Annotated in this window: 17 protein-coding genes; 3 read left to right on the top strand and 14 right to left on the bottom strand. The window is 67.4% G+C overall.

The window, feature by feature from the left end:
• Positions 1-133: 133 nt before the first annotated feature.
• Positions 134-901 (top strand): SDR family NAD(P)-dependent oxidoreductase, encoded by a 768-nt coding sequence (locus GGR03_RS16900; protein WP_183209912.1) that lies wholly within the window; start codon positions 134-136, stop codon positions 899-901.
• Between the two features lie 59 nt (positions 902-960).
• Entirely contained in the window at positions 961-1743 is a 783-nt protein-coding gene (locus GGR03_RS16905) for an enoyl-CoA hydratase (protein ID WP_183209913.1), read from the top strand.
• A gap of 134 nt (positions 1744-1877) precedes the next feature.
• On the opposite strand, the gene GGR03_RS16910 is transcribed toward GGR03_RS16905, so the two are convergent.
• The 14 genes from GGR03_RS16910 to GGR03_RS16975 all read right to left on the bottom strand — a co-directional run bounded on the left by GGR03_RS16910 (position 1878) and on the right by GGR03_RS16975 (position 15654).
• On the bottom strand, positions 1878-2984 hold the full coding sequence (locus GGR03_RS16910) for a branched-chain amino acid ABC transporter substrate-binding protein (protein ID WP_183209914.1): 1107 nt from the start codon (positions 2982-2984) through the stop codon (positions 1878-1880).
• 154 nt (positions 2985-3138) lie between these two features.
• The gene (locus GGR03_RS16915) at positions 3139-3489 is read right to left on the bottom strand and encodes a DUF6867 family protein (RefSeq protein WP_183209915.1); all 351 of its coding nucleotides are present in this window, start codon (positions 3487-3489) and stop codon (positions 3139-3141) included.
• Positions 3489-4241 (bottom strand): ABC transporter ATP-binding protein, encoded by a 753-nt coding sequence (locus GGR03_RS16920; RefSeq protein WP_183209916.1) that lies wholly within the window; start codon positions 4239-4241, stop codon positions 3489-3491. The genes GGR03_RS16915 and GGR03_RS16920 overlap by 1 nt, the downstream gene beginning before the upstream one ends.
• Complete coding sequence (locus tag GGR03_RS16925; protein WP_183209917.1) at positions 4238-5212, bottom strand: ABC transporter ATP-binding protein; 975 nt, start codon at positions 5210-5212, stop codon at positions 4238-4240. The genes GGR03_RS16920 and GGR03_RS16925 overlap by 4 nt, the downstream gene beginning before the upstream one ends.
• Positions 5212-6672: a high-affinity branched-chain amino acid ABC transporter permease LivM gene (livM, locus tag GGR03_RS16930; RefSeq protein WP_183209918.1), complete on the bottom strand. Its 1461-nt coding sequence runs from the start codon at positions 6670-6672 to the stop codon at positions 5212-5214. The genes GGR03_RS16925 and livM overlap by 1 nt, the downstream gene beginning before the upstream one ends.
• Before the next feature lie 4 nt (positions 6673-6676).
• Positions 6677-7594: an ABC transporter permease subunit gene (locus GGR03_RS16935; RefSeq protein WP_183209919.1), complete on the bottom strand. Its 918-nt coding sequence runs from the start codon at positions 7592-7594 to the stop codon at positions 6677-6679.
• A 255-nt stretch (positions 7595-7849) separates the two neighbouring features.
• A complete protein-coding gene (locus GGR03_RS16940) occupies positions 7850-8680 on the bottom strand; it encodes a phosphatase PAP2 family protein (protein WP_183209920.1) in 831 nt (276 codons plus the stop codon).
• Positions 8681-8739: 59 nt separating this feature from the next.
• Entirely contained in the window at positions 8740-9531 is a 792-nt protein-coding gene (locus GGR03_RS16945; protein WP_183209921.1) for a nitrilase-related carbon-nitrogen hydrolase, read from the bottom strand.
• Positions 9528-10331: an ABC transporter permease gene (locus GGR03_RS16950; protein WP_183209922.1), complete on the bottom strand. Its 804-nt coding sequence runs from the start codon at positions 10329-10331 to the stop codon at positions 9528-9530. The genes GGR03_RS16945 and GGR03_RS16950 overlap by 4 nt, the downstream gene beginning before the upstream one ends.
• Positions 10328-11122, bottom strand: a complete 795-nt coding sequence (locus tag GGR03_RS16955) for an ABC transporter permease (RefSeq protein WP_183210087.1) — start codon at positions 11120-11122, stop codon at positions 10328-10330. The genes GGR03_RS16950 and GGR03_RS16955 overlap by 4 nt, the downstream gene beginning before the upstream one ends.
• 50 nt (positions 11123-11172) lie before the next feature.
• Complete coding sequence (locus GGR03_RS16960; protein ID WP_183209923.1) at positions 11173-12216, bottom strand: ABC transporter ATP-binding protein; 1044 nt, start codon at positions 12214-12216, stop codon at positions 11173-11175.
• A gap of 71 nt (positions 12217-12287) precedes the next feature.
• Positions 12288-13376, bottom strand: coding sequence for an ABC transporter substrate-binding protein (locus GGR03_RS16965; protein ID WP_183209924.1), 1089 nt, complete (start codon positions 13374-13376; stop codon positions 12288-12290).
• Positions 13377-13415: 39 nt separating this feature from the next.
• A complete protein-coding gene (gene speB / locus GGR03_RS16970) occupies positions 13416-14459 on the bottom strand; it encodes an agmatinase (protein WP_183209925.1) in 1044 nt (347 codons plus the stop codon).
• On the bottom strand, positions 14452-15654 hold the full coding sequence (locus tag GGR03_RS16975; RefSeq protein ID WP_183209926.1) for an aminotransferase: 1203 nt from the start codon (positions 15652-15654) through the stop codon (positions 14452-14454). The genes speB and GGR03_RS16975 overlap by 8 nt, the downstream gene beginning before the upstream one ends.
• Before the next feature lie 144 nt (positions 15655-15798).
• Here GGR03_RS16975 and GGR03_RS16980 point away from each other — a divergent pair, with 144 nt between their 5' ends.
• Positions 15799-16716, top strand: a complete 918-nt coding sequence (locus GGR03_RS16980; protein WP_183209927.1) for a LysR family transcriptional regulator — start codon at positions 15799-15801, stop codon at positions 16714-16716.
• Positions 16717-16727: the final 11 nt, after the last annotated feature.

Here is a 16727-nt window from a genome sequence, read left to right on the forward strand (position 1 = left end):
TTGATAGTGCCGGGCGCTGCGCGAGGAAAGCCTTCGCGGCGCCAGCCCCTCGCGGGTCTGCACGGACGTGCTACTTGTCTGCGAAGAACATTGCCGGCTCGAGCGACGGGCGGCGGCAGGGCAGGAGGGGACGATGCAGATTGGCGTGACGACACCGGCCATCGTGTCGGGGGCGGGGTCCGGCCTCGGCCGAGCGACGGCGCGGGGACTGGCGGCGCGTGGGGCGCCGGTCGCGGTGCTCGACCGCGACGAGGCGGCGGGCAGCGCCGTTGCCGAGGAAATCGGCGGCGTGTTCCTGCGCTGCGACGTCGCCGATCCGGCTTCCGTGGCCGATGCCGTGGCGGCGGCCGTCGCGGCCCATGGCGTGCCGCGCATTCTGGTCAACTGCGCCGGAATCGCCGTCGGCGCCAAGACCGTCTCGCGCGGCGAGGCGCACGACCCGGCGCTGTTCGGCAAGGTCATCGCCGTCAATCTGATCGGCACGTTCAACCTGTCCTCGCAGGTGGCGCTGCTTATGTCCGAGGCCGGGCCGATCAGCGCCGACGGCGAGCGCGGCGTCATCGTCAGCACGGCGTCGGTCGCCGCCTTCGACGGCCAGATCGGGCAGATCGCCTATGCCGCCTCCAAGGCGGCGGTCGCCGGCATGACGCTGCCGATGGCGCGCGACCTCGCCAAGTCCGGCATCCGCGTCATGACCATCGCGCCGGGCATCTTCGAGACGCCGATGATGGCCGGCATGCCGGAGGAGGTGCAGGCCTCGCTGGCCGCCGCGGTGCCGTTTCCCTCGCGGCTCGGCAAGGCCGAGGAATATGCCGCGCTTGCCCTGCACATCGTCGAGAACGCGATGCTCAACGGCGAGACGATCCGCCTCGACGGCGCGATAAGGATGCAGCCGAAATAGGACGGGCGCGGCGCATTGGCCGCGTGGACCCCGCAGGCACCGACCAGGAGGAGGAATTCATGGCGGAAGACGACATCGTTATCGAGAGCCGCGACGGGCGCGTCGCGATCCTGACGCTCAACCGGCCGAAGGCGCTGAACGCGCTGAACGCCGCGGTCATGGGCGAGATCGTGCGACGGACCGCGGCGCTGGACCGTGACCCGCAGGTCGGGGCGATTCTGATCACCGGCTCCGACAAGGCCTTTGCGGCGGGCGCCGACATCAAGGAGATGGAGGATCGCTCGGCGATGGCGATGATGCTCGCCGACTGGCTGTCCGAGTGGGAGGCGCTGGAGCGCGTGCGCACGCCGATGGTCGCGGCGGTGGCGGGTTTCGCGCTCGGCGGCGGCTGCGAGCTGGCGATGATGTGCGACGTGATCGTCGCCGCCGACACGGCGAAATTCGGCCAGCCGGAGATCAAGCTCGGGGTGATCCCCGGCATGGGCGGCTCGCAGCGCCTCACCCGCGCCGTCGGCAAGTACAAGGCGATGGACATGATCCTCACCGGCCGGATGATCGACGCCGCGGAAGCCGAGCGGATCGGCCTCGTATCGCGGCTGGTCCCGGCGGAGCGGCTCATGGAGGAGGCCCTGGACGTCGCCCGGACCATCGCCGACTTCTCCAAGCCCGCGACGCTCGCCGCCAAGGAGGCGACCAACCGCGCTTTCGAGGTCGGGCTGCGCGAGGGACTGCTGCACGAGCGGCGGATTTTTCACGCGCTGTTCGCAGGCGGCGACCAGAAGGAGGGCATGGCCGCCTTCCGCGAGAAGCGGAAGCCGGTGTTTCGGCATGGGCAGGAGTGAGGGCTGCCGACGAAACCGCTGCCTTCGGCGACGTGCCGGATGCCGAACGGGCCTAAACAAAAGGCCCCGACGCCGAGCGCCGGGGCCTTTCTTGATTACAGGGGCAGGCTCACGCCCGTCCCGTCATCGCGTGATCAGGTGCCCGACTCGACGTAGTCGTAGGCGCCGTCCTTCCACTCGTAGACGACATAGCCGGGCAGCGTGACGTCGCCCTTGTCGTCGAAGGAGAGCTCGCCGATGACCGTGTCGAAGTTGCCGTCGTTGAGCGCCGTGACGATGGCGTCATAGTCGGTCGAGCCGGCTGTGTTCACCGCGTCGGCCCAGGCCTGGATCGCCGCGTAGGTGTAGAGCACGTAGCCCTCGGCGGTCTGGCCCTTGGCGCTGAGCTTCTCGACGACCGGCGCGGCCGCCTCGTTCTTGCGCGGGTCCGGCGAGAAGGTCATCAGCGTCCCCTGGCCGGCATCGCCGGTGATCGCCCAGTACTCGTCGGTGACGAGCGCATCGCCGGACATGATGACCGTATCCATGCCCTGCTCGCGCATCTGGCGCGCCATCAGCCCGGCTTCCGTGTGGTACCCGCCGACATAGACGAGGGTGACGCCCGCTTCCTTCATCTTGGTGACGAGGGCGGTGTAGTCCTTCTCGCCGGCCGTGTAGCTCTCGAGCAGCACGGGGGTCTTGCCGGCTTCCTCGTAGAACTTCTGGGTCTGGTCGGCGAGGCCTTTGCCGTACGCGGTCTTGTCGTTGATGATGGCGACCTTGGCGTCCGGGAAGTTCTCGGCGATGTAGGCGCCGGCGACTTCGCCCTGCTGGTCGTCACGGCCGCAGACGCGGAAGATGCCGTCGCCCGGACGCTTGTCGGTGAAGTCCGGATTGGTCGAGGCCGGCGAGATCTGGATGATCTGCTCGTCGGCATAGACCTGGCTGGCCGGGATCGAGGAGCCCGAGCAGAAATGGCCGGCGACGAAGGTGACGCCTTCGCCGGCGAAGCTGTTGGCCACGGCAACGGCCTGCTTGGGATCGCAGGCGTCGTCGCCGATCGAGAGCTTGAGCATCTCGCCGTTGACGCCGCCGGCGGCGTTGATGTCCTCGACAGCCTGCTCGGCGCCGACGCGGAGCTGCTCGCCGAAGCTCGCGTACTGGCCGGTCATCGGACCGGCGACGCCGATCGTCATATCGGCGAAGGCCGCGCCGGCGAAGACGAGGTTGAGCGCCGCGCCGGCTAGAAGTGCTTTCTTCATGAGAACCTTCCCTATTGCAAAATTCGGAGCGACCCCGCGGGTCGCGAGCAGGTATTCGTCGTGCCCTACCTGTGCAGGATTAAAGACCGGATCGCGCCCTGTTGGAATAGCGTCGGCCCAAAATTTCACCGTTGCCGCCGAATGCAGCAGCCTATCAGCGATCCTGGTGAAGAAAGCCGTATTGCCGCGCCATCTGGCGGTTACGAACATAGCTTCGCCCCGCCGCCGCGATGATGAAGAGCACGATATAGTCCACGATCGCATAATGCAGCGCGGTATCGAACGTCGAGATCGGCAGGAAGAAGGAGCCGCCGAACAGGCTGAAATGGATGAAGCGGACGGCGAGCGTCAGCAGGAAGAGGTAGAAGGCCAGCAGGCCCCAGCCGCTCCAGGTCAGCGCGGTGGATCGCCCGATCATCCAGGCGCCACCCCCGCCGAGGATCACCGTGACGAAGAGGAATTCGGCGAGCGAGACTTCCCACAGAAGAGCGAGTTCCGGTTCCATCAGTGGGCTCCCCCTTCGAGATAGGCGCTGCGGACCTCGTCGCGGGCAAGCAGCTCGCGCCCGCTGCCGGTCATGGTGATGGCGCCGTTGACCATCACGTAGCCGCGATGCGCCAGGCGCAGCGCGTGGAAGGCGTTCTGCTCTACCAGGAAGACGGTCAGCCTCTCGTTGCGGTTCAGCTCGCGGATGACTTCGAAGATCTGCTTGACGATCAGCGGCGCGAGGCCGAGCGAGGGCTCGTCCAGCAGCAGCAGCTTCGGCCGGCTCATCAGTGCCCGGCCGATCGCCAGCATCTGCTGCTCGCCGCCCGACAGCGTGCCGCCGCGCTGGCCGCGCCGTTCCTTCAGCCTCGGGAACAGCTCGAAGACCTTGCGCAGGTCGTCGTCGAAATAGGCGTCGTCCTCGAGGATCGCGCCCATCTGGAGGTTCTCCATCACCGTCATCCGCGGAAACACCCGGCGGCCTTCCGGCGACTGGGCGATCGACTTCGACATGATGTCATGGGTCGGCAGATGCGTGATGTCCTCGCCGCGATAGATGATCTGGCCGGTGCTGGCGCGCGGATTGCCGCAGATCGTCATCATCAGCGTCGACTTGCCGGCGCCGTTGGCGCCGATCAGCGTGACGATCTCACCCTCGTGGACATCGACGTCGACGCCGCGCAGCGCCTGGATCTTGCCGTAGAAGGTCTGGACGCCCCGGATCGCCAGCAGCGGTTCGCCCGCCGGGCTGGTCGCCTCGATCGCGCTCATGCCGCGCCTCCGTCGATGCGGATGGCGCTGACGTCGGCGCCGGCGCTCACCTTCTCCAGATCCTCTTCGACGGCTTCGACTTCCTCGTCGTCGACGCCGAGATAGGCGGCGATCACCTTCGGGTCGTTGCGCACCTTTTCGGCATCCCCGTCGGAGATCTTCTTGCCGTAGTCGAGGACGATGACGTGGTCGGAGATTTCCATGACCACGCCCATGTCGTGCTCGATCAGCAGCACCGACACGCCGTGCTCGTCGCGGATGTAGCGCAGCAGCGTGTTCAGCTCGGCGGATTCGCGGGGGTTGAGGCCGGCGGCCGGCTCGTCGAGGCAGAGCAGCGACGGGTCGGTGCACATGGCCCTTGCAATCTCCAGCCGGCGCTGGGCGCCATAGGGAAGGTCCGCCGCCGGATCGTCGGCCCGGTCCAGCAGGTCGGTGTGCCGCAGCCAGTCGATCGCCTTGTCCTTGGCGGCCGCGGCGGCCCGGCGATAGCCCGGAAGGCCGATTAGCCCGCCGATCGTGTAGCCGGACGCACGCATCAGCACGTTGTGCTGCGCCACGAGCAGGTTTTCGAGCACCGTCATCCCGCCGAACAGGCGGATGTTCTGGAAGGTGCGGGCAACTCCCGCGACCGCGGTGATCCGGAAGTCGGCCATGCGCTCGAGCAGGAACACCGAGCCCTTCTCGTCGCGCCGGTACTGCTGGCCGCTGCTGGTCAGCTCTTCCACCGTCGCAGCCGGGACTTCGCGGCCACGACGCATGGTGATCCGGCCTTCGGTCGGCTTGTAGAAGCCGGTGACGCAGTTGAACACCGTGGTCTTGCCGGCGCCGTTCGGGCCGATCAGCGCGGTGATGTCGCCGCGGCCGACGTCGAAGGAAAGATCGTCGACGGCGACCAGTCCGCCGAAGCGCATGGTCAGGTGCTCGACGGTGAGGACGGGATCCTGCGTCCAGCGTTGCGTCTGGTTCGGCATCAGTGACCCTCGCCCTGGGCGACCATGTCGGCGCTGATGGTCTTCTTCTCCTTGTAGACGATCGACGGCGAGCGCGTGGAGATCAGGCCGCGCGGCTTCCACACCATGATGGCGACCATGGCGAGGCCGAAGATCAGCATGCGGTATTCCGTCGGATCGAACCCGGCGCCGAACACTGCCTGCAGCGCCGTCAGGTTTCGCAGCAGCTCGATGCCGCCGATCATCACCACCGAGGCGATCACCACGCCGAGCTGCGAGCCGAGGCCGCCGAGCACGACGATGGCGAGGATGATCGCCGATTCGATGAAGGTGAAGCTCTCCGGCGAGATGAAGCCCTGGCGGGTGGCGAAGAACGAGCCGGCGAAGCCGCCGAACATCGCGCCGGTGGCGAATGCCGTGAGCTTGACGTTGACCGTGTTGATGCCGAGCGAGCGGCAGGCGATCTCGTCCTCCCGCAGCGCCTCCCAGGCGCGTCCCACCGGTAGCTTGCGCATCCGCATGGTGACGAAATTGGTCAGGAGAGCCAGCGCCAGGATGATGTAATAGAGGAAGACGAAGCGCTGTACGGTCGAATATTCGAGGCCGAAGAAATCCGAGAAGGAGCCTTCGCCGCGGTTGAACTCCAGCCCGAAGAAGGTCGGCTTCGGAATGCCGAGAATACCGTTCGGGCCGCCGGTGAAATCCGACCAGTTGAGCAGGACGACACGGATGATCTCGCCGAAGGCAAGCGTCACGATGGCGAGGTAGTCGCCCCGCAGGCGCAGCACCGGGAAGCCCAGCATGACGCCCCAGAGCGCGGCGAACAGCCCGGCCATCGGCAGGCAGACCCAGAAGCCGAGGTCGAAATTCTGCGCGAGCAGCGCGAAGGAATAGGCCCCGACCGCGTAGAAGGCGACGTAGCCGAGGTCGAGCAGGCCGGCGAGGCCGACGACGATGTTGAGCCCCCAGCCGAGCATGACATAGGTCAGGATCAGGATGGCGAGGTCGATCAAATAGCGATTCTGGCTCGGCAGGAACGTGTCGAGCAGGAACGGCAGCACCAGCGCGACGATGAGCAGGATGACCCCGACGACCTTGCCGAGGGGAACCGGGCGAGCACCGGCGCGCTTTGTCCGCTTGAACCAGCCGGTGACCGGCCGCTCCGCGCGGAAGACGAAGTACGACAACAGGAAGCGCCCGACGAAGGCGATGCCGATCCAGACCAGCCAGAGGTCCGGCCGTGTCGTCAGGTCGAGGCCGCCCACCGCAATGTCGGTGCGGAAGGCGAAGAAGAACAGCGTCAGCCCGGCGATGATCGCCGCCGTGATTCCGGCTTCCTTCAGCGAGGCGACGAGCCGGCTGTCGGTGGCAGGGGCATTGGCAAAGGGCGGCTCGCCGCGCACCGCGTCGCGTCGCGCCTCGGATTCCAGTTCCGCCCCTTCGGGCCGGTTTGAAGAGGTCGGTGCACCAGGGGTCGCCATGGGCTCAGACCTTCTCGACTTCCGGCCGGCCGAGCAGGCCGGAGGGCATGAAGATCAACACGATGGCAAGGATCGAGAAGGCGGCGACGTCCTTGTACTCGACCGAGAAATAGCCCGACCAGAAGGTCTCGATGAGACCGATGGCGAGCCCGCCAAGCATGGCGCCGGGCAGCGAGCCGATGCCGCCGAGCACCGCCGCGGTGAACGCCTTAACGCCTGCGATGAAGCCGATATAGAAGTCGATCACGCCGTAATAGAGCAGGTACATCATGCCGGCGACCGCGGCGAGCGAAGCGCCCATCACGAAGGTCAGCGAGATCGTCCGGTCGACATTGACGCCGAGCAGCGAGGCCATCTTGCGGTCCTGCTCGCAGGCGCGCTGCTGGCGGCCGAGCGAGGTGCGCGAGATGATCAGCGCGAAGGCGGTCATCAGGATGATGGTCATCGCGATGATGATGATCTGCATGTAGGAGATCTGGACGACGATCCCGCCCGGCCCGTCGAGCAGCGTGATGCCGCCCCGGATCTGCGGCGGCAGCGGCTTGACGCGGGCGCCCTGGGTCACCTGCACGAAGTTCTGCAGGAAGATCGACATGCCGATGGCGGTGATCAGCGGTGCGAGGCGGAACGAACCGCGCAGCGGCCGGTAGGCGACGCGTTCGATGGTCCAGCCCCACAGCGCCGTGCACAGCATGGCCACGATGATCATGATCAGGATCACGATCGGCAGGAAAGTGATGCCGATCGCCGCCAGCGCCAGGAACACCGTCAGCGCGATGAACGAGCCGAGCATGAAGATTTCGCCATGGGCGAAATTGATCATGCCGATGATGCCGTAGACCATCGTGTAGCCGATGGCGATGAGACCGTAGATCGATCCGAGAGTGATCCCGTTGATCAACTGCTGGAGAAAATATTCCATGGCCCGCCGTTTTTTTGTCGGTGCTTCTTGGATGCCCGGTTGGTCGCCGCCGCGGGGACTGTCAGGAACGCCGCGTCAGGAGGCATGATCAATTCCATAGCGATGACATAATCGCAACCCGGCCGTCACGATTGCGACACCTCGTACACAGGCTCATGGAGGCCGGCGTGATTCGGCGTCAGCGATGCAAAGACGCGTCCGCTGGCCGGAGGGCCTGCCGGCAAGTCGCCAGCACCGCCGTCTGCAGGTCGATGGTTACGGGCGCGGCTCTCTCGCTGCGCTTGCGGGGAGGGAGCGGGCAAGGCCGGCCGGCGGCAGGGTGGCCGGTTCGGCGGCTTCTCGGTGGTCGGCCTCCGGCTCGACGGCGCCCCTGCGCTCCAGCCATTTGGCGACCATCCACCAAATCACGGCCCAGGCGGCACCGGCGGTCCAGCCGGCCAGGACGTCGCTCGGCCAGTGGACGCCGAGATAGACGCGGCTGACCCCGACGAGGATGGTCAGGAACACGGCGACACCGATCAGCAGCGCCCTGATCGTCCAGCGCTCCTGGACGCGTGCCACGAGGATCGCGAGCGTGAGGTAGGTGACAGCCGACATCATCGCGTGGCCGCTCGGAAAGCTTGCCGTGTAGACGTGCGAGCCGTGCGGGACGAGGTCCGGGCGGGGGCGTGAGAATCCCCATTTCAGCAGCTGGCTCATCGCCAGACCGGTGACGATGGCGGCCAGTACCAGCCACATCGAGCGTCGCCGGTCCGACAGCCACAAATAGAGCGCGACGAAGCAGGTCAGCATGATCAGGACGCCGTTGCCGCCCAGCGCCGTCATGTCGCGGCCGAATTCCTCAAACCAGCGCGGGCCGAGCGGGTCGGACGGGTCCGTGGCGCTGCGCAGCGACAACAGGATCTCGGTATCGAGACCCTTGGCATCGCCCTCCAGCACCTCGCCGCCGATCGAGACGAAGGCCCAGACGGCGGCGGCGACGATCAGCGCTGCAACCAGCGTGGTGATCTCGACGCGGGTCTTGATCCAGTACCGCAGGTCGTCCCTGACGAAGACGGCGAGTTTCTTGGGAAGATGCAGGGGCATGGACGCTTTCGAGACGGGCAGCCGGGATCGCCCCTAAAGATAGGGACGGCGCCCTGGCGTCAATCACACTTCGGCGCGAGGCCGGCCCGGCGCAGCTCTTCCAGATACGGGTTCTGAGCTCGGCAGTCGGCATAGGCCGATAGGTTCAGCTCGGCGACGAGCATCGCCGCTTCGGTGTCGCTGGCGGCCGCGAGCAGGCTGCCGTCCGGCGCGACGATGCTCGACAGGCCCTGATAGGCAAAGCGCGAATCCGTGCCGCAGTGGTCGGCGTAGACGAGGAAGACCTGGTTCTCGAACGCCCGCACCGGCACGAGATGCTCGGCGATGAACCGCGCGCCGGGGCTGCGCGGCAGCGCCGTCGGCACGATCACCGCCGCCGCGCCGCGGAGCGCGAGCGAACGGACGAGTTCGGGAAACTCGACGTCGAAACAGACCAGCACGCCGCAGGCGAGGCCGCCGATATCGACGATCGGGGGCTCGGCGCGGCCGGCCTCGAACAGGTCCTTCGCGTAATCGCCGTAGAGCATGCGCTTGGCGTAGAGCGCTGACTCCGCGCCGGGGCGAAGGATCGCCGCGCTGTTCACGGCTTTGCCTGCGGCTTCACGGAAGGCGAGGCCGATCACCATCGCCGTGCCATGCCGTTCGACAAGCGACTGCAGCGGCGCGAGCGCTTCGTCCGGCGCCGTCGTCCCCTCGGCGATGAGCGGGCCGGCGCCGTAGCCGGTCACGGCGAGCTCCGGGAAGACCGCGAGATCGGCACCGGCGGCGCGCGCCATGCAGGCTTCGATCTCCGCGAAGCGGGCCTTCGGCGATCCGAGCGTGGCGTCCAGCTGGAAGGCGGCGACCCTCATTTCTCGTCCCCGGCACGCCAGGCGCCGAGCAGCTTCGGCAGGTCGCCGAACCATGCGACCGTTCCGAACACGGTGATGGCGACGGCGACGAACAGGATCGAGATGCTGGCCATGGTCGGCGTGTAGCCGTAACGCAGCGCGTTGAAGATCTTGATCGGCACCGTCTCCAGCGTGAAGCCGACGGTCATGTAGGCGACGATGTACTCGTTGAGCGACAGGACGAAGGCGAAGGCGAAGCCGGAGACGATGTAGGGAACGATCATCGGCAGGACGATGGTGGTCAGGACCGTCCGGTCGTCGGCGCCCATGGTGCGCGCCGCCTCGGTGACCTCGCGGTCGATGGTGGAGAAGCCGAGCGAGATCGTGACCAGCGGCAGGCTGGTGAAGAAGATCGCATGGCTGATCACCACCGTGTACCAAGCGCCATAGGCGCCGACCGTCGCCCAGAGGCTGAGCGCGCCGAGGGCGGTGATCACCGGCGGCAGGACGAAGGGCGAGATGCCGAGCGTCTGGATGACGCGGCCGACCGCCGAGACCCGGCGCCACAGCGAATAGGCGATCGGCAAAGCGATCGCGACGGCGAGCGTCGCCGCGCCGAGCGCGATCAGCACCGAGACGGTCAGCGCGCCGCGCCAGCCGGGATCGGTGAAGATCTCGCCGTACCAGGCGAGCGAGAAGCCGACCGGCGGGAAGGTCAGGCTGCGCATCTCGTTGACCGAGACGCCGGCGATGACGATCAGCGGCGCGGCGAGGAACAGCGCGACGAGGGCGAAGAACAGCCGGGAGAGGGCGGTGCTCATGCCGGTTGCCCTCGCCGCCCGAGCAGCGTCGTGAGCAGCACCAGCAGGAGGCTCGCGACGACGAGGAACACCGCCATCGCCGCCGCGAAGGGCATGTTGGACTGGTAGATCGCCTGGTCGGTGATCAGCACCGACAGCGTCCAGTGCTCCGGCCTACCGAGCAACTGCGGCAGCAGATAGGCGCCGAGCGCGAAGACGAAGACGATGATGAAGGTGGCGATCAGCGTGGTGCGCAGAGCCGGCAGCACCACCGTCAGGAAGGCGCGGATCGGCGAGGCGCCGAGCGTCTTCGCCGCTTCCGCCAGCGACGGATCGAGCCGCGAGAAGGACGGGTAGAGCACCAGCACCGAATAGGGCAGCGCCTGGTAGACCATGCCGGCCAGGACCGCGCCGAAGCCGGGGGTCCAGGCGACCGGCGCATCCATCAGCCCGATCGTGACGAAGAGGTTGGAGATGCCGGCGGTGCGGCTGAGCAGCGTCGACCAGGCGAAGCCGATGATCACCTCCGACAGTGACAGGACGGCGAGCAGCGCGACCAGCCACGGCACCTGCGCGCGGCGCCTGAGCCGGGTCAGGAGATAGGTGAAGGGCGCACCGACGGTGACGCAGATCGCCGCGACGAGCGCCGACAGGCCGAGCGAGAACAGCAGGATTTTGCCGAAGAACAGGCTGAGGAAGCGGGCGTAGTTGGCGGTGGTGACGATCGGCTCGTAGAAGCCGCCCTGGACGCGCTGGAACAGCGAGACGGCGATCATCAGCCCGAAGGGCACGACGAAAAACGCCAGCAGCATCAGCGCCGGAAACACCAGGGCCAGCCGCGAATTGTCCCGCGCGGCGCGGCTCACGCGCGACTCCCGGCCGGGAAAACGACGATCGCCGCGGGGTCGAGGCCGAGCGAGACTTTATCGCCGACCGCAAGGTCGTTCCTGCCGGCGGGGCGCATCGCGATCATCCGGCCGGCGGCGGTGGCAAGATAGACCTCGACGCTGGCACCCATGTCGCGAACGAACTCCACCGTCGCGGCGATGGGCGCTTCGCCCTCCGGTTCGATCGAGACGTTCTCGGGCCGCACCGATATTTCCGCGCTGCCCTGGCCGGCGGGCAGTGCGAGGCCCGGAATCAAGGCGCCGGCCACCGCCGCGGCGCCGCCAGCGGAATCTGCCTTGAGCAGGTTGGTCTGGCCGAGGAAGTCGGCGACGAAAGCGTTGGCCGGCCGGCGGTAGATGTCGATCGGCCGATCCATCTGCTGGATCTTTCCGCCCTGCATCACGACGATCGTGTCGGCCATGGTCATCGCCTCCCGCTGGTCATGGGTGACGACGATGGTGGTGATGCCGAGCCGCTCCTGCAGCTGCCGAAGTTCCACCTGCATCGCCTCGCGGAGCTTGGCGTCCAGCGCCGACAGCGGCTCGTCGAGCAGGAACAGCCTGGGCGAGACGGCAAGAGCCCGCGCGATGGCAACGCGCTGACGCTGGCCGCCGGAGAGCTGCGCGACCGGGCGATCCGCCACGCCGGGCAGGCGCACGAGGTCGAGCAGCTCGGAAACGCGGGCTTCGCGCTCGGCCTTGCTTTGGCCGCGGATCTTCAGCGGATAGGCGATGTTGTCGCCGACCGACAGATGCGGAAACAGCGCCAGCGACTGGAACACCATGCCGAAATCGCGTCTGTGCACCGGCCGGTCGCCGAGCGACGCGCCCTCGAAGCGGATGTCGCCGCTGGTGGGGGTCTCCAGCCCGGCTATCATCCGCATCAGCGTGGTCTTGCCGCAGCCAGAGGGGCCGAGCAGGCAGACGAAGGAGCCGGGCGGCACAGACAGCACCGCGTCGTCCACCGCGGCGACCTTGCCGTAGCGCTTGGTGACGTTGACGAGTTCGAGCCCGCTCATGCGTTGGACTGTCCTTGCAATGGGTTCCGGCGGCAGCGTGGCCGCCGCCGGATTGATGGTTGGAAAGGCGATCAGCCGACGATCAGCTCGGTCCATTTCTGGTTCAGCCAGTCGGCCTTGTCGACATAGAGGTCGTAGCGCGGGACGATCGGCGGGATCTCCGACGATACGGCGGCGAACTCCTCGTCGGTCAGGTCGAGCAGCTCGCGCTTGATCACCGGCGCGGTACCGACATTGCGGGCGAGGACCGCCTGGATCTCCGGCTGCGTCATGTAGTCGATGAAGACCAGCGACTCCTCGAGCTTCTCGGACGCCTTGGAGACGGCCCAGCAGCCGGAATCGGAGATGCCGCCTTCCTTCGGGAAGGTCGAGCGGACCGGGAAGCCGTCGGCTGCCGCAAGGCCCGTCACGTCGTGGTAGTACTGGCCCATCGGGATCTCACCGGACTTCAGCGCCTGCTCGAACTGCGCCTCGTCGCGGTACCAGAGCTGCACGTTCGGCTTCAGCTCGGCGAGCTTGTCCATCACCTGCAGGATGCCTTCCTCGGTCGACAATATGTCGGTGCCGCCGAAGAAAGTGGTGGCCGTCACTTCCATGAGGAACGAGTTGGAGACGAGGGCGAGCAGGCCGAGCTTGCCCTCGTTGGCCGGATCCCAGAGGGCGGCCCAGCTTTCCGGCGCCTCGGGGTAGGTGTCGGTGTTGGTGACGAGGTTGATGTACCAGGCCACCGCGCCGATGCCCGCGACGCCACCATCGGGATACTTGACGGTGAAGGGCGGCAGCACGTCGTCGGCGCGGGTGATCTTCGAGACGTCGAGCGGCGCCCACAGCTCGGTGGCGAGACCCTTGCGCATCGAAACCTGCGACATCATCGACACGTCCGCCGGCGCCATGCCGGCCCGCGCCGCCTGCTCGAGCTGGACGAGCCAGGCTTCGCCGGTCGGCTCGGCGACGCTTTCCACCGCGATGCCGGTCGCCTTGGTGAACTCGGGGAAGATGCTCTTGTCGAAGGAGTCTTTGAAATAGCCGCCATAGACGCCGATCTTCAGCGATCTGTCCTGGGCGCGCAGGATGGAGGGCATCGCCAGGCTGGCGCCGGCGGCGGTGGCGCCGGCGAGCAGCACGCGGCGGTTGAGACTGAAGGGCGGTCGCGTCGTCATGGGGGCGTGTCTCCGTTTCGAGGGGTGGAATGGGTGCGGCTATTGCCGGCCCGGCGTGAAGGGAACGAGGCTCAGTAGTTCGAACAGCATCTGCGCGCCGGCATGGGCGGTGTTGGTCGTCGCGTCGTATTGCGGCGCGACCTCGACGACGTCGCCGCCGACCATGGCGATACCGGCAAGGCCGCGCAGGATCGCCAGCGCCTCGCGCGTCGTCAGCCCGCCGACCTCCGGCGTCCCGGTTCCGGGCGCAAACGCTGGGTCTAGGCTGTCGATGTCGTAGGAGACGTAGACCGGGCCGTCGCCGACCACCGCGCGTGCCCTGGCGACGACGGTGTCGATGCCGAGCCCGGCGATGTCCTCGGCGTGGATCACCGTCATGCCGGTCTCGTAGGAGAATTCCCATAGATATTCCGACGAGCCGCGAATGCCGATCTGGATCGTGCGCTCGGGATCGAGGACGCCGTCGAGCACCGCTTGCCGGAACGGGCCGCCATGGTGGAACTTGCAGCCGTCGAACGGACCCGACGTGTCGCAATGCGCGTCGATATGGATCATCCCGACCGGCCGCTCGGCGCCCAATGCCCGCAGGATCGGCAGGGTGATCGAGTGGTCGCCGCCGACGAAGAGCGGCAATACGCCGGCGCCGACGATGGCGGCGGCGGTCCGCTGGATGTCCTCGTGCGAGGTCGCCAGATCGAAGCGGCTGCGGAACGGCACGTCGCCGATATCGGCGACATTGAGCTCCTTCACCGGCATGGTCTTGAGCTGGTGGTTGTAGGGCCCGACCCTCTCCATGGTGCGGATCGCGCGCGGGCCGAAACGGCTACCGTTGCGGTTGGTGACGCCGAGATCCATCGGGACGCCGATCAGCGCGACGTCGAGCCCGGCAAGGTCCGGCGCCGACCAGTCGACGGCGCGGTAGGGCGTGTCGAGAAGCGTCGGCAGGCCGGCATAAGGCGCGACGCGCGTGCCCTTCGGGTCGAACAGCCGGTCCGCGACGGCGGCAAAGCCCGCATCGTAGATGCGCCGCTCGTTGTCGCCGGCGAAGCGCTCGCGCAACGCCGCCAGTTTTTCCTTATCCATCGATCGTCTCTCTTGTGTCAGCACCGAGGCCGATGGCCAGGCGACGCGCGATCTCCTGGACGCGCTCCGCCGCGACATTGGCGAAGGCAATCCGCAGATAGGCGTCCTGGCCGGGGCCGAAGAAGCTGCCGGGCAGCACCAGTATGCCGAGCTCGCGCACCAGCGCTGCGGCGATGTCTTCCGCCGGAACGCCCGCATAGGGGTGGCGGACATAAGCGAAATAGGCGCCGATCTGCACGATCTCCCAGCCGTCGATGGCTGCGATCGCTGCGGCAAACGCCTCGCCACGGGCAGCGATCGCCGCGGCGCTCTCGCGTCGCCAGTCGGCCATCGCAGGGATCGCCCAGACGAGCGCCGCCTGGCCCGGCCGCGGCGGGCAGATCTGGATGCAGTCGATGGCCTTCTGCATCGATGCCAGGAAGGCCTCGCCGGCGATGATCGCGCCGAGCCGGTGGCCCGGAATCGCGTAGGCCTTGGAGAAGCTGTAGAGGCTGACGAGATGATCGGCGGCTTCCGGCCGCGAGAACAGATCGTGCGTCGCGCCCGAACCCGGCGGCAGGAAGTCCCGATAGGTCTCGTCGAGGATCAGATAGAGGCCGCGCTCGACGCAGATGTCGAAGATCTCCGTGAGCAATTCCGGCGGATAGATCGCCCCGGTCGGATTGTTCGGGCTGACCAGCAGGACCGCCCGGCACTTCTCGTCGAGCACGGCGCGCAGTCCGTCGGCCGTCGGCAGGAAGCCATCGGCTTCCGTCGCAGGCAGCAGCCGCGGCTCGATGCCGGTCATGGCGAGCGACATCTGGTGATTGAAATACCACGGCACCGGCAGGACGACGGCGTCGCCCGCCGTGGCGACGCCCAGCATGGCGGCGAAGAAGGCCTGGTTGCAGCCGGCGGTGATGGCGACGCGGCCCGGACCGATATCGACGCCGTAGAACTCGGATACCTGCTGGGCGTAGACCTCGCGCAACGCCGGGTCACCGAGGATCGGGCCGTACCGTGCCGCGTCCGCCGAGGCGGCTGCCGCGCCGAGGCGCTCGGCCAGTGGCGGGGGCGGGGCATGGTCCGGCACCGCCTGGCTGCAGTCGATCAGCGGCCCGTGGCGGCCGTCATAGGAATCCCGCCAACCGAACGCGCGGGCGATCGGTGCCGGCTCGACGGCGGCGAGTCGCGGATTGGGTGTCGGATTCGGCATTTGTGGGCGCCTCCGGGCGTTGGAAGTGGTGCCCTCATGATGGTCAACCATAACACCTGCCCGGAAGCTAGGCATCTGGACGTCCAGTTGAATAACCGCCTATCAATCCGAACCTTGACGATCCTCAATGCGAAGGGCGCCCTCATGCGAGTTTCTGGAAGTGATCTGCGCCTCCTGCAGGTGTTCGACGCGGTGGTACGAAACGGCGGCTTCGCGGCCGCGGAGCCGGAACTCAATGTCGGATCATCGACGATCAGCAACCACATGGCGGCGCTGGAGCAACGCCTCGGCTTCACGCTCTGCCATCGCGGCCGAGGCGGCTTTCGCCTGACGGAGCGGGGCCAGGCGGTCTGGGACGCCTCGCGCCAGCTCGACAAGGCGCTGCAGGATTTCACCGCCGACGTCGCCGCCGTGCGCGGCGAGCTGCGCGGGGAATTGCGGATCGGCGTCCTTGACGCGATCTGGACCGATCCCGCCAACCGCCTTGCCGACGTCATCGCCGAGTTCGGCCGCGTCGCGCCGCAGGTGCGGCTGGTGCTCGGCCAGGAACGGCCGCAGGACATGCAGCAGAAGGTCGCCGACGGGCTCTACCACTGCGCCATCGGCAGCCATCGCGACCGGGTCGAGGGCATCGAATACGACGCGCTCTACGAGGAACGCCACAGCCTCTATTGCGGACGGATGCATCCCGATTTCGACACGCCCGACGATGCGCTGACGGACGCGAGGCTCGCCGCGCTGCCCTTCGTCCATCGCGGCTACTGGCGCGAGGAGGATTCGCTGCGCTCGGTCGACTGGCGGATCGAGGCGACGGTCTACCAGATCGAGCCGCAGATGATCCTGATCCGCTCCGGCCGCTTCATCGGCCTCCTGCCGGATCACTATGCACGCGCGGCCGTGGCGGCGGGTGAACTCAGGGCGATCCGGCCGGACGAGATCGGCTATGTCTGCACCTTCGAGCTGTTCTCTCCCAGCGGCCGACGTACCTCCGACATCACGGCGGCCTTCGTCGAGACGGTCCGGCGCGTCTGGCGGGAGGAGACGGTGGCCGTAGCGGCTTAGAACCGCCGTCC

Source organism: Aurantimonas endophytica (genome assembly GCF_014196845.1).
GTDB classification, from domain to species: domain Bacteria; phylum Pseudomonadota; class Alphaproteobacteria; order Rhizobiales; family Rhizobiaceae; genus Aurantimonas; species Aurantimonas endophytica.

Bases quoted from the DNA above. Each gene is read 5' to 3' on its own strand.
- GGR03_RS16920 (WP_183209916.1), bottom strand. From the start codon at position 4,241: ATGAGCGCGATCGAGGCGACCAGCCCGGCGGGCGAACCGCTGCTGGCG.
- GGR03_RS16900 (WP_183209912.1), top strand. From the start codon at position 134: ATGCAGATTGGCGTGACGACACCGGCCATCGTGTCGGGGGCGGGGTCC.
- GGR03_RS16975 (WP_183209926.1), bottom strand. From the start codon at position 15,654: ATGCCGAATCCGACACCCAATCCGCGACTCGCCGCCGTCGAGCCGGCA.
- GGR03_RS16945 (WP_183209921.1), bottom strand. From the start codon at position 9,531: ATGAGGGTCGCCGCCTTCCAGCTGGACGCCACGCTCGGATCGCCGAAG.
- GGR03_RS16960 (WP_183209923.1), bottom strand. From the start codon at position 12,216: ATGAGCGGGCTCGAACTCGTCAACGTCACCAAGCGCTACGGCAAGGTC.
- GGR03_RS16965 (WP_183209924.1), bottom strand. From the start codon at position 13,376: ATGACGACGCGACCGCCCTTCAGTCTCAACCGCCGCGTGCTGCTCGCC.
- GGR03_RS16915 (WP_183209915.1), bottom strand. From the start codon at position 3,489: ATGGAACCGGAACTCGCTCTTCTGTGGGAAGTCTCGCTCGCCGAATTC.
- GGR03_RS16955 (WP_183210087.1), bottom strand. From the start codon at position 11,122: ATGCTGCTGGCGTTTTTCGTCGTGCCCTTCGGGCTGATGATCGCCGTC.
- GGR03_RS16910 (WP_183209914.1), bottom strand. From the start codon at position 2,984: ATGAAGAAAGCACTTCTAGCCGGCGCGGCGCTCAACCTCGTCTTCGCC.
- GGR03_RS16935 (WP_183209919.1), bottom strand. From the start codon at position 7,594: ATGGAATATTTTCTCCAGCAGTTGATCAACGGGATCACTCTCGGATCG.
- GGR03_RS16925 (WP_183209917.1), bottom strand. From the start codon at position 5,212: ATGCCGAACCAGACGCAACGCTGGACGCAGGATCCCGTCCTCACCGTC.
- livM (WP_183209918.1), bottom strand. From the start codon at position 6,672: ATGGCGACCCCTGGTGCACCGACCTCTTCAAACCGGCCCGAAGGGGCG.
- GGR03_RS16950 (WP_183209922.1), bottom strand. From the start codon at position 10,331: ATGAGCACCGCCCTCTCCCGGCTGTTCTTCGCCCTCGTCGCGCTGTTC.
- GGR03_RS16940 (WP_183209920.1), bottom strand. From the start codon at position 8,680: ATGCCCCTGCATCTTCCCAAGAAACTCGCCGTCTTCGTCAGGGACGAC.
- GGR03_RS16980 (WP_183209927.1), top strand. From the start codon at position 15,799: ATGCGAGTTTCTGGAAGTGATCTGCGCCTCCTGCAGGTGTTCGACGCG.
- GGR03_RS16905 (WP_183209913.1), top strand. From the start codon at position 961: ATGGCGGAAGACGACATCGTTATCGAGAGCCGCGACGGGCGCGTCGCG.
- speB (WP_183209925.1), bottom strand. From the start codon at position 14,459: ATGGATAAGGAAAAACTGGCGGCGTTGCGCGAGCGCTTCGCCGGCGAC.